Source organism: Enterococcus sp. AZ126, from assembly GCF_051714545.1.
In the GTDB taxonomy this organism is placed as follows: Bacteria; Bacillota; Bacilli; order Lactobacillales; family Enterococcaceae; genus Enterococcus_L.
The window spans coordinates 2,574,729-2,589,233 of the sequence record NZ_JBIOSB010000001.1 but is presented as its reverse complement, the minus strand read 5'-3'; the positions used below and the strand labels follow the sequence as shown (position 1 = coordinate 2,589,233).

The window sequence follows — 14,505 nt, the reverse complement described above, 5'->3', positions numbered from 1 at the left end:
AAAATTTAGCGAACAAAAAAAGCAACAACTGCTCCTAAAAATGCCCCAATAGCTAATTTTCTAGGGTCAACTTTTTTGATTTTTATCTTTGAAATAAATAAAAGTCCAATCATTAATAATACTGCTGGATAGACTAATGTAATAGCGATGTTGAAACGACCTGCAATAAAAAATAACAGTGGAATCAACACGGCACTACTAGTTACTGGCAGTCCTTCATAATATTCACGGCACCCTTCCGTGCATTCTTTTCTTTCCATCTCAGTCACGTTATAGTAAGCTAAACGGATCAATGCGGCTAATATATAAAATACAAATAAGGGAAAATAAATTCCCTGTGTGAGTCCAGATGCGTAGCCGATAACAGTTGGAAAAACCCCAAAACTAATCAAATCTGCTAATGAATCGATTTGAATACCATAGCACATTTCATTTTTTGTACGCTCTTTAAGGTTAGCCACGAATCCGTCAAACATATCACAAATACCCGAGAGCATTAAACAAAAAATAGCTTCGACAACATGCTGCGTAAGGGCTAAATACATACCAACAATAGAAAACATTGCATTCCCATAAGTTAAAATAACCGTGTAATCGTAAATACCAATCATACCTTTTGTTCCCCAATCCTTTTTCTTTTAATATTACTATAGCATTAAAGTAACATAATTTGGGAAATTTTTTTAGATTTTGTTTTTTTGATTGCAGTCATAGAAGATCCCTTTTTCTAATGTTTTTGGGAAGCGCAAATTTTAGAGAAACTGATACACTTTTTTTGTGCAAGCCCTATTATTGTTTAAATTATGATCGTATCTTTTGATAGCTTAGTATCCTGACTCCTATTGCTTGATTTTATTCGATCGATACTTTTAAGTTTTGATAGTTTCAGATTGAAGTTTTACATCTACTTACTTTCATTTCTCTCCCAAATAACTTTCTATTTTTACTAATTTTAACAAATCAAATAAATTGAGTGATATAATATACAAAGACTGTATAGGAGGTCGTATTTAATGAATGGATTGTTTGGTGATAACATATTCTTTCTTTTTCTTTTTGCTTGTATAACAATTATGAATTATTCCAGAATGTCTGAAACTCAAAAAATGATATTATTTTATTTAATGACATTTGGTTTAGTCATACTAAAAATTATAAGTATTAAAGAAAGTCTATTGTTTTTATTTATTGTTTCATTTCTCTATCTTGAATTTTTAACTGAGGATTCGGAAAAAATTAAATTTATTACAAAGCTAAGATACAAGGTTCTAGATTTCTTGTTTTTAATGGTCTTTCAGTATCAGTTCATACTTTTGTTAATTTCCTTTGTCTTTGCTAGCACCAGATTTCAAACTTATATTTCAAAAATAAACTTCTTTCCTTTTACTCTCAGTAATTCTTTAGTTCAAGGGTTATCGATAATCTTTTTTTTCATAGCAATATTTAAAATGTCACAAGAAAAGTTTAAAGTAAAGAGTTTCCATTCCTTACTCAAGGAAGTGTTTATCCCACCTATAAATGAAAGTGATTTAGATCCGTACAAAGAATACTTTCAAATTTTGGTATGTATGGAAGACAAAACTTATCTTTCCAGAACCAAAAACGGGCATTCTGTTTCATTCGAATTACTTTCATCTAAAATGAAGACTTTTTGGAAATCACTCAAGGATATAGGCATCAGAAACACACTAAAAAGGTATAGTAATATTCCACAAATTATTCGTGGCTATTCGACTCTAGAAATGCAGTTGTTACGGAGTGTTTCTCTTGAATCAGGTTACAATAAGATACTTTCAAGAAAGGTATTTGAAATTCTATATACAAACATTATTTTTGATAGTATGCAGGAATACTACAATAAAAATAACTATGTAAATAGCAATCGATTCAGCGAGTATTTATTAAGTATCTACATTTGTAATATCAGAACTAATATCAACGGAACTGTTTTCTCAAATATGACTAAATATCTTGGAGAAGACATTAACAAATGGTCACAAGAGAAATTCTACATCGCTTGCTTAGGACTGCCTTATCAAAAATTTTCGGAATACTATATTTTTGAGCTGTATCAAGACGTTATTACTGAATATTCACTTGATACTGCCGTTATAAAGGAAGAGATAATAGCTATAGGAAAGGCTGAACAAGATTATTATGGTGCAGATAGGGTGGAGAATAATTTTACCTATATCTTCTAATGATGAGCTACTTCTAATCTATTAGGTTGAAATAGCTCTTTTAATTAATAAGTGAAGTATAGAGCTTGGGACGTAAGTACTAACGAAAAATCCAGATACCAGTCAAATTGATTGGCATCTGGATTGTTTTTTTGTACAAAAATAAGAACACCTTTGCTAAAATAAAAGTGACTAAACAAATAAGTCAGCGAGGTGTTCTTATGTTTAAAAATTATACCACAAATCAAGTCGTTCTTCCTCTAGATTTTAGTTTTCAGTTAGAAAAAAACGATATTGCGTTTGTCATTGATCAATTAGTTGAAAGTATTCCGGAGGAACGCTTTCTTCCTTTTCATCATCAAATGGGGCCTTCTTCTTATCATCCGAAAATGATGATGAAGATGATTTTATGTGCCTACACACAATCTGTATTTTCTGGTCGCAAGATTGAAGCCTTGACGAAAGACAGTATTCGCATGATGTGGCTTACTCAAAGTTATCAACCTAGTTATCGAACCATCAATCGTTTTCGAGTGAATCCTTTAGTGAATGCACTCCTTCGGGAGTGCTTCGTCCAGTTCCGTAGCCAATTAGTCAAGGAACAATTAATCGATGAAGAAGCCATTTTTATCGATGGTACAAAGATTGAAGCCAACGCCAATAAATACACCTTTGTTTGGAGAAAATCCATTGATAACTTTGATAAAAAGCTTACTGAAAAATCAAATTTTCTCTACGATGAATTGTTAAAGAATCAAATTATTCCTGAAATTGAGCGAGAGTCCTCAAAAGAATTATCTGTCACTGAATTAGGTAAGATTGAAGAAAATCTCGCGCATGTTGTCGAAAAGTTTACAGAAAAAATCGAACAAGCAGAGGATGGAATTACGCGCAAATCAATCCGTTCTAAACGAAAAATTCCTAAAAAATTAAGGACACTTTTCAAGGACTTTAAAGAGCGAAAACTCGCTTATCAAAAACATAGACAGATTTTAGGGCAACGAAACAGTTACTCTAGAACTGATCTAGATGCCACTTTTATGCGCATGAAAGACGATCATATGAAAAATGGTCAGTTGAAAGCAGGTTATAATCTTCAAATCGTCACGAACAGTCAGTATATTTTAGGCTATGATCTTTTCTCAAATCCAACAGATACACGAACATTGCGCCCTTTTTTAACCACTTTAAAAGAGCGTTTCTTTGATCTGCCAAACTATATTGTCGCAGATGCCGGCTATGGAGGAGAAGAAAACTATCAAGCGGTTTTAGAGGATCACGAGCGAACACCACTCATCACTTATGCCATGTACCATAAAGAACAGAAGAAAAAGTTTAAACAAAATCCGTTCCTTCCAGCAAACTGGTCGTATCAGGAATTAGATGATACGTTTCTTTGTCCAAACGGACGAAAAATGAATTTTCGAAACTATTCTATTCGTACAGATAAATATGGCTTTAAACGTTATTTAAAACGGTATGAATGTGAAGACTGCTCGAATTGTCCTCTTCGAAGCCAGTGTACAAAAGCGAAGAGTGACAAGAATCGTGAGATTCAAAAGAACATGAATTGGGAATACTTTAAAGCAAGAATTCAACAGCTGCTTTCAGAAGAAGAAACAGGTAAACTCTATCGTCAACGAAAAATTGACGTCGAACCAGCTTTCGGACATTTGAAGGCTTGTTTAGGGTTCACTCGGTTCTCTGTTCGAGGGAAACAACAGGCACACAATGAAATTGGATTCGCGTTAATGGCAGTAAATTTAAGGAAATATAGGCTAAGTAAGCTAGAAAACATGAAGGATTCTCCCCATAATCTAAAAAATAAAAGACTGAAAATCATTTTTTACGATTTTCGGTCTTTTATTTTAAGGTTTTTGGGACTTACGTCCCAAGCTCATAAATAAAATATCTATAAGTTGTATTATACTAAGTTCTTTTTTTATAATTTAATGCCATTTGTATACACATTTCTAATTCTTTTTCAGGTAATAGTTTATTAGAATCTAATAAGATAGCCCTTGTTTTAGAATAAAGCATTGTTCCTCCAAATATTTCTCTCCATTCTTCAACTAATGTAGTTTGACAATGTACAAAAATGCCAATAACACCTTCTGAAAAACGGTCTACTCGAATGGGGGTTCCATTTTGGCAAGAAAAAGATAGTTGATTCCATTTTATACTAGTAGTTAACTCTATATTTAAATCTTCTGATACTGATACAATAACACCAATTATTTCTTGTATTTTATCTTGTTCATTCTGGGAATAATCACTATAAATACTGGGAACATCTGTTACTTCCATGTATATCTCCTCTCAGTTCATTTATAACTATCTCTTACATTTTTGTAAGGTATTATCAATTATTTTGCTATAGGTATCCAGATCTCTGACTCATAATCAGAACTTGCCATATCACCTTGAGGGTACACCTCAACTCGTGGATACTTATCTTCGATATAACCTTCTTGTTCCAACCAGCCATGTAACACTTGCTCTTTCAGTTTAACCATAGAGCTTAATTCAGTATTAAAAATAGCACCAACACATGGAATTATAATCCACTCTAATTCAGGAATTTTATAAGTATATAACTGATCTACATTACTTTCTTTCGTAGTAACTGCTATAGAATAGTTAAATTTGGTAGCACTTATTTTTTCAGAAACTCCCACTAATGTAGGAATAAAACCATCCATTAAAGGAAATAATTTTCCCATTTGAGTTTCAGTTAAACTTCGCCATTTAGAAATAATCTTTTCGTAATTTTCTTTACCATTAACTAAAGATAATTCATCTTTATAACCGACCAAGTTAAATGCTTTTTTCTTTTCAGTTGTATATATTAGTTGTTTCATTTGGCTATCCTACTCTCTATCGTTTAATTTGTCTCTAAGTTTACTTTTACATTGTAACCTTGCTATACTAATATAGATAGAATTGAAATTATCATAGGATAATTAGTACTAGGGAGATAAAACGAATGACTTATAACTCTAAAAAAGAACTTGGAGATTTTTTAAAAAGAAAAAGAGACGCTACTCTCCCAGAATATGTAGGTATCATAGTTCAAGGTGTCAGAAGAACTAGTGGATTAAGACGGGAAGAAGTTGCTGAACTATCTGGTGTAGGTTTAAGCTGGTATACTTCGCTTGAACAAGGTCGAGATATCCAAGTCTCACAACACTTATTATCAAGTATATTATCTACTTTGCAATGTTCATTAACCGAAAAAAAATACGCTTTAGGATTAGCTGGTTATGCCTCTATTAAATCAAGCCAAGGAATAAGAACAAAATTACCACCTTCTCTAAAGTTTGTTTTAGATTCACTTGAGTTAGCTCCGTCGATGATTTTAGATAGACATTGGAATATTATTCTTGCTAATGAGATTGCTTCATATGTTTATGATAGTGGTCAAGATTTAGCTTATGAAAATTTGATTGAATTAATTTTCTTAGATAAACATTACCAAATTCTTTTTTCTGATTGGCAAGCAAAAGCCAAAGAACTTTTAGCACAGTTTCGCCTAACTTTTTCTAAAGAATTTAAAAACGATGATTTATTAAACTTTATCGAATCAATGAAAACAAGAAGTGATTTTTTTAAAGCGTGCTGGGATAAACATGAAGTGATGAATATAAATACTTTAAATAAATTAATTATTCATCCTGATTTGGAAGCTCTTTCTTTTGAATTTCTAAGCTTTTCATATATGAATAATATAGGGGAGGAATTAACTCTATTTATCAATATACCTTCTGAGGAAAATAATACTATTGAGAAGTTAAAAAAACATCTAAATAATTAATACATTTCTCTATTTCAGGCGTATTTATACAGTTATATCAAATTGAAATAGTTATTCAACCTATTTTTCGATTACTCGCAGAGAAAGCTCTCAGAACATTTTGAGAGCTTTTAACTACTTTCAAGAGCTGCTTCTAAGAATCGTCAAACGTAACATAAATTAAATTACCCCAAGTAGTCCATGTATCGTTTTTACTTAACCTAAAACCAATGTTTTTGATTAATTACTGTTCAATTAAAATTCACGCTATTACAATTGCAAAAACAATAATTGCTTTTGTACTTTAAAAGTGTACTTTACTGGACATGAATAAAGTCAGAATAATTTATTCTGACCCATACTGTAACCAAGGGTACCTAATACCCTTGGTTTTATATATTATAAATTCTTTCACTGTATTGTCGATACTACATTTTTATTTGGTATCACCATAATCACTTTTCAATGATAGTTTATAAAACTTTCCTTTTACCTTTATTTCTTAAAAATAAATATCCAGATAAAGAAATCAAAATGGCACCTATTAAAAATAAACCTAATGATTCAGTAGTACCCGCATTTAACAGTCTTTTTTGATTCAAACCATTTTTTGAAGATTGATTTTCTTTGATATTCCCTGTACCATTTTCACTGTTAGCTTTCAGTTTGCCAACAACGATACTCGCTGAAGTTCCTACATTCCCGTTTGGATCTGTCGGAGTTGCTGTAAGGGTTTCTCCCGCTACCAATGGTCGCGTTGGTTTAATTGAGTAGTTGCCATCCTCATCTACTGTGCCTGTACCGATTGTATTCCCATCCGCATCTGTGATGACAATCGTATCTCCGGGTGTCCCTGTCCCTGTGATCGGATCACTTCCTGCACCGGGTTGATTGATTGTTGGTTTGTGTGCATTCGCATCGAAATCACCTGTTCCTACATTGGTGTTTGTAGACGTCCCTTCATTCCCGTTTGGGTCTGTAGGGGTTGCTGTAAGGGTTTCTCCCTCTACCACTGGTCGCGTTGGTGTAATTGAGTAGTTGCCATCCCCATCCACTGTGCCTGTACCGATTGTATTCCCATCCGCATCTGTGATGACAACCGTATCTCCAGGTGTACCAGTTCCTGTAATTGGATCACTTCCTGCACCGGGTTGATTGATTGTTGGTTTGTGTGCATCCGCATCAAAATCACCTGTTCCTACATTGGTGTTTGTAGACGTTCCTTCGTTCCCGTTTGGATCTGTTGGAGTTGCTGTAAGGGTTTCTCCCTCTACCACTGGTCGCGTTGGTGTAATTGAGTAGTTGCCATCCCCATCCACTGTGCCTGTACCGATTGTATTCCCATCCGCATCTGTGATGACAACCGTATCTCCAGGTGTACCAGTTCCTGTAATTGGATCACTTCCTGCACCGGGTTGATTGATTGTTGGTTTATGTGCATCCGCATCAAAATCACCTGTTCCTACATTGGTGTTTGTAGACGTTCCTTCGTTCCCGTTTGGATCTGTTGGAGTTGCCGTAACGGTTTCTCCCTCTACCACTGGTCGCGTTGGTGTAATTGAGTAGTTGCCATCCCCATCTACTGTGCCTGTACCGATTGTATTCCCATCCGCATCTGTGATGACAACCGTATCTCCAGGTGTACCAGTTCCTGTAATTGGATCACTTCCTGCACTAGGTTGATTGATTGTTGGTTTGTGTGCATTCGCATCAAAATCACCTGCTCCTACATTGGCGTTTGTAGACGTTCCTTCGTTCCCGTTTGGATCTGTTGGAGTTGCCGTAACGGTTTCTCCCTCTACCACTGGTCGCGTTGGTGTAATTGAGTAGTTGCCATCCCCATCTACTGTGCCTGTACCGATTGTATTCCCATCCGCATCTGTGATGACAACCGTATCTCCAGGTGTACCAGTTCCTGTAATTGGATCACTTCCTGCACCGGGTTGATTGATTGTTGGTTTGTGTGCATCCGCATCAAAATCACCTGTTCCTACATTGGTGTTTGTAGACGTTCCTTCGTTCCCGTTTGGATCTGTTGGAGTTGCTGTAAGGGTTTCTCCCTCTACCACTGGTCGCGTTGGTGTAATTGAGTAGTTGCCATCCCCATCTACTGTGCCTGTACCGATTGTATTCCCATCCGCATCTGTGATGACAACCGTATCTCCAGGTGTACCAGTTCCTGTAATTGGATCACTTCCTGCACCGGGTTGATTGATTGTTGGTTTATGTGCATCCGCATCAAAATCACCTGTTCCTACATTGGTGTTTGTAGACGTTCCTTCGTTCCCGTTTGGATCTGTTGGAGTTGCCGTAACGGTTTCTCCCTCTACCACTGGTCGCGTTGGTGTAATTGAGTAGTTGCCATCCCCATCTACTGTGCCTGTACCGATTGTATTCCCATCCGCATCTGTGATGACAACCGTATCTCCAGGTGTACCAGTTCCTGTAATTGGATCACTTCCTGCACCGGGTTGATTGATTGTTGGTTTATGTGCATCCGCATCAAAATCACCTGTTCCTACATTGGTGTTTGTAGACGTTCCTTCGTTCCCGTTTGGATCTGTTGGAGTTGCCGTAACGGTTTCTCCCTCTACCACTGGTCGCGTTGGTGTAATTGAGTAGTTGCCATCCCCATCTACTGTGCCTGTACCGATTGTATTCCCATCCGCATCTGTGATGACAACCGTATCTCCAGGTGTACCAGTTCCTGTAATTGGATCACTTCCTGCACTGGGTTGATTGATTGTTGGTTTGTGTGCATTCGCATCGAACGCAATAACCGTAGCATTTTTTGAAGGTCCTTCATTGTTATCAGGGTCATATGAAGTAACTGTTATAGTTTCTCCAACAACGAGAGGTCGTGTTGGTGTAATAGCATAGTTCCCATCACTATCTACTACTCCTTGACCGATTGTATTACCATCTGCATCAGTTACCCTAATTGTATCTTCCGGTGTAGCAACTCCCGTGACGTTAGACTCGCCTTCTGTTGGTTGATTAATTGCTAAATCTGAATAATAATTTGTGATTACTATATCTTTTGTTGATATATAGCCGTTCCCGGTGTCCTCAGTTTTTATATATCTTAAATTGTTTACTGTTTGCGGTACAGTTATTGTGTAGTCTTGAGCACCATATTCATTAAAAACAGTTTCAGTCTTAATTTCTTCATTTGTATCAACATTAACGTATTTTACAGTAACTTTTTGAATTTTGGGAATCGCATTATTTACAATACCAACATAATTTGTAGAACCAGCACCAGTGAATGTGTAGGCTCTTGCAATATGATTTCCGTTATTATTAGTATTTACATTAAACTGGTTAGTAGTCCTATTATACTTAATCTGAGCCCTAGTATTAAAACCAAAAATACTTTCACCATATGTACTGGTATTCGCTTTATCAACAATATTTCTAGACTGGACTGTACCATCTGCACTTACTCTCATCCCATACAAGTTCTCAGTAATAGGATCGAATGAAACAACTAAACGATCCGTATATCCTTGTATATTAAAATTGCTTATTGTAACCATACCTTCCGTAGGATCAAAATAAGTTGATGGGTTTCTAAAAGCCGTTTCAATCTGACTTTCTTGCGTACCTGGTACTACTGTTGTTGCTCTTCCTGAACCAGTAAAATCTTCTTCAGCATTAGCCTGTGTAGTCATATTTATGACTGAAGTAGAAATCAGCAGTGTCCCTAACAAAGTAACTAAAAAATATTTTTTAATCATTGAATTTTCTCCTTTTATTGTCAATTTAATTTATATTTCTAATATAAAGATAACAGCTTATATTTTTATACGTCAAAAGATATGATTCGAAATACACAACTTTTTGTGAATAAAAATATAATTTTTCTGTTTTATATATTAATTAATTACTTATCTACAGAACAACAGATACCTTATTAATAATTGATCGACTAACCTATTGTCAACAATTACTAATTCTTTTTAAAACTGATAATGTTGTATCATTCATTTAACCGACAATGACTCTCAATTCTACTAATATGACTGTTTTTAGGACTCATCTAATTAAGAAAATCTGATTTAACATACTTTTGTAAATACTGATCAGTCACATACATATAAATTAAAAAAAAGAGATCTCGCTGCATCTGCGCAAAATCACTTTTAACTACTTACTAACTTAATATAAAATGTATCATTCTTTCCTTCACCTAAAACCAACGATTAAAGTATATAAAAAAAGCCTTTAAACACAATTGACGATACTTCCTATCAATTGTCTCTAAAAGCTTATATATTGGCCTATTAATCGTTATACAAATCACGAATCGGTGTCATAATAATACGATTCAAATCATTCACAATCATGCTAAAAGCTTGTTCTTTTTGCATCAATTGATTGATCACTTCTGCTTTTTGAACTTCTGTTGCTAAAGCTTGAGCTTTTTCAGCATCTTCTTCTGAGAATTCTTCTCCACGCATTTGTTTTTCTTGTAATCCTTGTTGGAACGTTTGAAATTCTTTGAATAATTTATACGCTTCTTCGTCTGCTTTTACTTCATCGTAAGCTTGTTCTAATGCTTTAAATTCCTCTAAATCACGAATTTCACGCTCTACTTGATTGGCTGTATCATAAATATTACTCATGCAATCTCCCTCGTTTCTATAAATTCTTCTCTTTGATTGTACCATTCTTTGATTGGTTTTCAAACCGATTATTCGCCTGTTAAACCACCAAAGAAGTTTTTCAGTCCATTTTTGGTATTATCCCAACCTTCTTTTATTTTACCGCCGATATCTTTGGCTCCCTCTGTGACTTGACCACCGATATCTTTGACACTATCTTTCCAAGCTTCGTTCGTTTCAGTAGATGGAACCTCTCCAGCCGGTTGTACTACGCCCCCTGTTGCATACGCATCAGCTACCGTAAATGGTGTTTGTGCAGTATACGGTAAAATCCCTTGGGTTTGGCTGCTGAAAACGGTAGACGCATGTGTCGCACTACTACCTTGCAAATAATGATTTTCGCTCGTTTGTTCAAATCCTAACCAAGTTGCGACAACGACATCTGGTGTGTAGCCAACGACCCATTGATCATTTGTTTTATCTGTATCAAAATTGGTTTCTGTGGTTCCTGTTTTACCTGCCATCACATATCCTGCTGGATCAGCGTTGATCCCTGTTCCTGAACTAAATACACCTAAAAGCATACTTGTCATTTGTTCTGCAGTATCGTTTGTAATAATTTGCTTTGTTTTAGCCTTGGTATTATCTTCGATTACCGCTCCTGTAGAGTCAACGATTTTCGTAATCAAATGAGCTTCTGACTGAGAACCGCCAGTCGCAAATGGGCTGTATGCATTCGCCATCGTTAAAGGAGATACGCCTGTTTTCAAACCACCTAAAGCTAATCCATAATATTTATCTTCTTTGTCTAAAGGAATTCCAAATTTTTCTGTTTTTTCAAACCCTTTATCTAGACCAATTTTATGCAGCGTCCAAACAGCTGGTAAATTCAAACTTTCACCTAACGCTTGGTACATCGGCACTTCCCCACTATTCGTACGGCTGTAGTTTTCAGCAGGGTAATAATCTTGCGGTTTGTCTTCTAAGATACTATTTGGTTTCATTCCTGATTCTAAGGCAGGTGTATAAACTGAAATTGGTTTTAAAGATGATCCTGGTGAACGTTTGGTTTGGGTCGCAAAGTTAAAACCACGATACACATGTTCGCCACGACCGCCAACTACACCTTGTACACCACCAGTTTTTGGATCAAGTGCAACAGAACCACTTTGAACCATTGCGCCATCTTCTGCATTTGGTGGAAATAATGCGTCATTAGCATACGTTTCTTCCATCGCTTTTTGATAGTTTTGATCTAATGCTGTGTATATTTTATACCCTTTGTTTAGTAGATCTTCTTCTTTTAGTCCATATTTATTTACGGCTTCATCAATGACCGCATCAAAATAGTAAGGATATCTGTAATCTGAATTTTGATCCGAATAATTGTCCGCCAAGATGCTTGCCATATCGACACCTGCTTGAGCATCTGCTTCTCCTTGAGATAATTTGCCATTATCTACCATTAATTGTAAGACCGTATTGCGGCGATTGACCGAATTTTCGATATAATCGAGCGGATTGTAGATACCTGGTCCTTTTAACATACCAACTAAAGTCGCTGCTTCACCAACCGATAACTCACTTGCACTGACTCCAAAGTATTTATGAGATGCATCTTCAATCCCCCAAACACCATTTCCAAAGTATGAATTATTCAAATACATTTCAAGAATTTGTTGTTTGTCATATTTTTTCTCGATTTCAATTGCTAGAAATAGCTCTCTTGCTTTACGCGTCATCGTTTGTTCTTGTGTAAGATAGGCATTTTTAGCTAGTTGTTGAGTAATCGTACTACCACCACCGCCTCCGCCAATCATACCAAGACTTACTTTTCCAACGACTGCCCGTAAAAGCCCTTTGATATCATATCCATGATGCGTCTCAAAATTTCGATCCTCGGTTGAAATCAATGCATCTTTAACATATGGAGAAATTTGGTCTATAGTCACAAAGGTTCCTTTTTGCCCAAACAGCTTGCCTGCTACCTCTCCATTTTTATCATAGATGACAGTTGATTCTTCCAGTCCTTTTTTTAACGACCCCACATTCGCTGACTTCGCTAATGTAAATAAATAGATACTCGTCACTAAAATAACGACCATACCTAGCAGTAAAATGATTTTATTGACTTGATATTTCTTCCAAATTCGTTTTCTCCAGTGATGAAAACGAACAAGATACGGTTTGATCCAAGCCCAAAAGCTCTGAAAACCGGATTTTATTTTTCCCATAATTGTTTTAAAGTCCATAGTGCTCCCTCTTTATATAAAAGTTTCTAAGCCATTTTAACATATATCGTAACTATTATTCATACGGCTTTAGCATGAATAATGCACATAAATTTTGTTTTGCTTATTTTACCATGCTTTTCTTTTATTTTTATGTAGAAAAGTTTAAGAATCCCTCAAGAAATCAATGGTAGTATAGAGTAAAATCGTGTTTTGAACGATAAATTCTTATTTTTCTTGAAAAAAATGCTGATTTAGCAATCCTTTGATCATAAAAAAAATCATATTTTCCCTTTATTATACAAGTATACCAACAAACAACCCTAACAAAACACTTTTTCATTTTCTAACTCCTTTTCGAGGTTGGGACAGAAGTGCTTAACTCCGAGAAATAAGAGGGAGTTGCTTCTGCTCCCACCGTTTAGCCTCATCTTTTTGTTCTGCGAAAATTTCCAGCTATAATTAGTTATAAAACTTCTTTTCAACTCATCTGTCAGAACATTTCAAGTTGCTATTATAGATTTTTTTATGGTACACTTCCCTTAGAATGTAACCGCTTTACAAAAAATAGAGAAGGAGAATTCTTATGTTAAAAAAGCTTCCACTTTTACTTATTCCGGTTTTCTTTTTACTAAGTTTTAGTTTACTACCTGATCAGTCAGATGCAGCGCAAACAACGCCAGATCCGATCATGATGGCTTATTATCGCACATGGCGAGACGTTACGATGCCTCACAATGCAAATTCTACATTACCTGATCAAAATGTTACTGCGATGACAGATATTCCTGAAGACGTAGATATTGTCTCAGTTTTCCATTATGTCAATCCTGGGACAAATCAACAAAAATTTTGGGATACATTAAAAGATACTTATGTTCCGACATTACATGCTAGAGGAACTCGTGTCATTCGGACGATTGATATTAGAGAAGTTTGGGCTGTCCCTCATACCGGCCAAACACCAACAGCTGCAGAATATGATAAATATGCACAACACTTGATCGATACTTATCTGACTCCATGGAACTTAGACGGACTGGATATTGATATGGAATCTAGTTTAACTGCTAAACAAGAGGAAATGGCTGCTGGTACATTCAAAGCATTATCTAAAAAATTAGGTCCAAATTCCAATACTGGGAAGTTGTTGATTTATGATACGAATAAAGATAATCATTCTTTATTTAAAAAAGTTGCTTCTTATGTTGACTATCTATTTATCCAAGCATACGGCCGGTCAGCTAGTTCTTTAGATAATACATGGAACACTTATAAAACTTCGATTACACCGCAACAAATTCTTCCTGGAGTCTCTTTCCCAGAAGAACAAGATCGTAATCGTTGGAATGATACTGTAGAACCTTATGAAACAAGTCGGGCATATTCTTATGCGAAATGGAATCCAAAAGATGGCCCAAAAGGCGGCATGTTCGTTTATGCGATCGATCGAGATGGCAAACAATTCGGGGATGATACGATCACAAAAACTGATTTTAGCTGGACCAACCGTTTAATCAATTCAATGAAAAACAACTAGTTAGTGAAATTTCGTGTAAAACTTAAACACTTCTTTAGAAAAGCTTTACAGTTTCGAATAAATTAGTACACAAAAAATTCATATTTGATTTGTATTATATATGTATACCAACAAACAACCCTAACAAAACACTTTTTCATTTTCAACTCCTTTC

General features: G+C 35.4%; 10 protein-coding genes. 4 read left to right on the top strand and 6 right to left on the bottom strand.

Annotated elements, in window-relative coordinates; genetic code table 11:
* Positions 1 to 5: 5 nt before the first annotated feature.
* Entirely contained in the window at positions 6 to 611 is a 606-nt protein-coding gene (locus IGI43_RS12190) for a CDP-alcohol phosphatidyltransferase family protein (protein ID WP_438758056.1), read from the bottom strand.
* Positions 612 to 1,013: 402 nt separating this feature from the next.
* Here IGI43_RS12190 and IGI43_RS12185 point away from each other — a divergent pair, with 402 nt between their 5' ends.
* The gene (locus IGI43_RS12185) at positions 1,014 to 2,201 is read left to right on the top strand and encodes a hypothetical protein (protein WP_438758055.1); all 1,188 of its coding nucleotides are present in this window, start codon (positions 1,014 to 1,016) and stop codon (positions 2,199 to 2,201) included.
* A gap of 200 nt (positions 2,202 to 2,401) precedes the next feature.
* Positions 2,402 to 4,087, top strand: coding sequence for an IS1182 family transposase (locus IGI43_RS12180; protein WP_438758054.1), 1,686 nt, complete (start codon positions 2,402 to 2,404; stop codon positions 4,085 to 4,087).
* A gap of 22 nt (positions 4,088 to 4,109) precedes the next feature.
* Here the strand turns inward: IGI43_RS12180 and IGI43_RS12175 are convergent, their stop codons facing one another.
* Positions 4,110 to 4,487, bottom strand: coding sequence for a DUF1801 domain-containing protein (locus tag IGI43_RS12175; protein WP_438758053.1), 378 nt, complete (start codon positions 4,485 to 4,487; stop codon positions 4,110 to 4,112).
* A gap of 59 nt (positions 4,488 to 4,546) precedes the next feature.
* Positions 4,547 to 5,041, bottom strand: coding sequence for a GyrI-like domain-containing protein (locus IGI43_RS12170; protein WP_438758052.1), 495 nt, complete (start codon positions 5,039 to 5,041; stop codon positions 4,547 to 4,549).
* A gap of 125 nt (positions 5,042 to 5,166) precedes the next feature.
* On the opposite strand from IGI43_RS12170, the gene IGI43_RS12165 reads away from it, so the two are divergent.
* Entirely contained in the window at positions 5,167 to 5,994 is an 828-nt protein-coding gene (locus tag IGI43_RS12165) for a helix-turn-helix transcriptional regulator (RefSeq protein ID WP_438758051.1), read from the top strand.
* 452 nt (positions 5,995 to 6,446) lie between these two features.
* Here IGI43_RS12165 and IGI43_RS12160 read toward each other — a convergent pair whose 3' ends face one another.
* The 3 genes from IGI43_RS12160 to IGI43_RS12150 form a co-directional block, all read right to left on the bottom strand.
* A complete protein-coding gene (locus IGI43_RS12160) occupies positions 6,447 to 9,713 on the bottom strand; it encodes an Ig-like domain-containing protein (RefSeq protein WP_438758050.1) in 3,267 nt (1,088 codons plus the stop codon).
* Between the two features lie 546 nt (positions 9,714 to 10,259).
* Positions 10,260 to 10,601 (bottom strand): YlbF family regulator, encoded by a 342-nt coding sequence (locus IGI43_RS12155; protein WP_438758049.1) that lies wholly within the window; start codon positions 10,599 to 10,601, stop codon positions 10,260 to 10,262.
* A 68-nt stretch (positions 10,602 to 10,669) separates the two neighbouring features.
* The gene (locus tag IGI43_RS12150; protein ID WP_438758048.1) at positions 10,670 to 12,832 is read right to left on the bottom strand and encodes a PBP1A family penicillin-binding protein; all 2,163 of its coding nucleotides are present in this window, start codon (positions 12,830 to 12,832) and stop codon (positions 10,670 to 10,672) included.
* Between the two features lie 565 nt (positions 12,833 to 13,397).
* Here IGI43_RS12150 and IGI43_RS12145 point away from each other — a divergent pair.
* Complete coding sequence (locus tag IGI43_RS12145) at positions 13,398 to 14,351, top strand: endo-beta-N-acetylglucosaminidase family protein (RefSeq protein WP_438758047.1); 954 nt, start codon at positions 13,398 to 13,400, stop codon at positions 14,349 to 14,351.
* The last annotated feature ends 154 nt before the right edge of the window (positions 14,352 to 14,505 follow it).

Coding starts and splice junctions, on each gene's coding strand:
- IGI43_RS12180 (WP_438758054.1), top strand. CDS start 2,402: ATGTTTAAAAATTATACCACAAATCAAGTCGTTCTTCCTCTAGATTTT.
- IGI43_RS12145 (WP_438758047.1), top strand. CDS start 13,398: ATGTTAAAAAAGCTTCCACTTTTACTTATTCCGGTTTTCTTTTTACTA.
- IGI43_RS12170 (WP_438758052.1), bottom strand. CDS start 5,041: ATGAAACAACTAATATATACAACTGAAAAGAAAAAAGCATTTAACTTG.
- IGI43_RS12155 (WP_438758049.1), bottom strand. CDS start 10,601: ATGAGTAATATTTATGATACAGCCAATCAAGTAGAGCGTGAAATTCGT.
- IGI43_RS12185 (WP_438758055.1), top strand. CDS start 1,014: ATGAATGGATTGTTTGGTGATAACATATTCTTTCTTTTTCTTTTTGCT.
- IGI43_RS12165 (WP_438758051.1), top strand. CDS start 5,167: ATGACTTATAACTCTAAAAAAGAACTTGGAGATTTTTTAAAAAGAAAA.
- IGI43_RS12190 (WP_438758056.1), bottom strand. CDS start 611: ATGATTGGTATTTACGATTACACGGTTATTTTAACTTATGGGAATGCA.
- IGI43_RS12160 (WP_438758050.1), bottom strand. CDS start 9,713: ATGATTAAAAAATATTTTTTAGTTACTTTGTTAGGGACACTGCTGATT.
- IGI43_RS12175 (WP_438758053.1), bottom strand. CDS start 4,487: ATGGAAGTAACAGATGTTCCCAGTATTTATAGTGATTATTCCCAGAAT.
- IGI43_RS12150 (WP_438758048.1), bottom strand. CDS start 12,832: ATGGACTTTAAAACAATTATGGGAAAAATAAAATCCGGTTTTCAGAGC.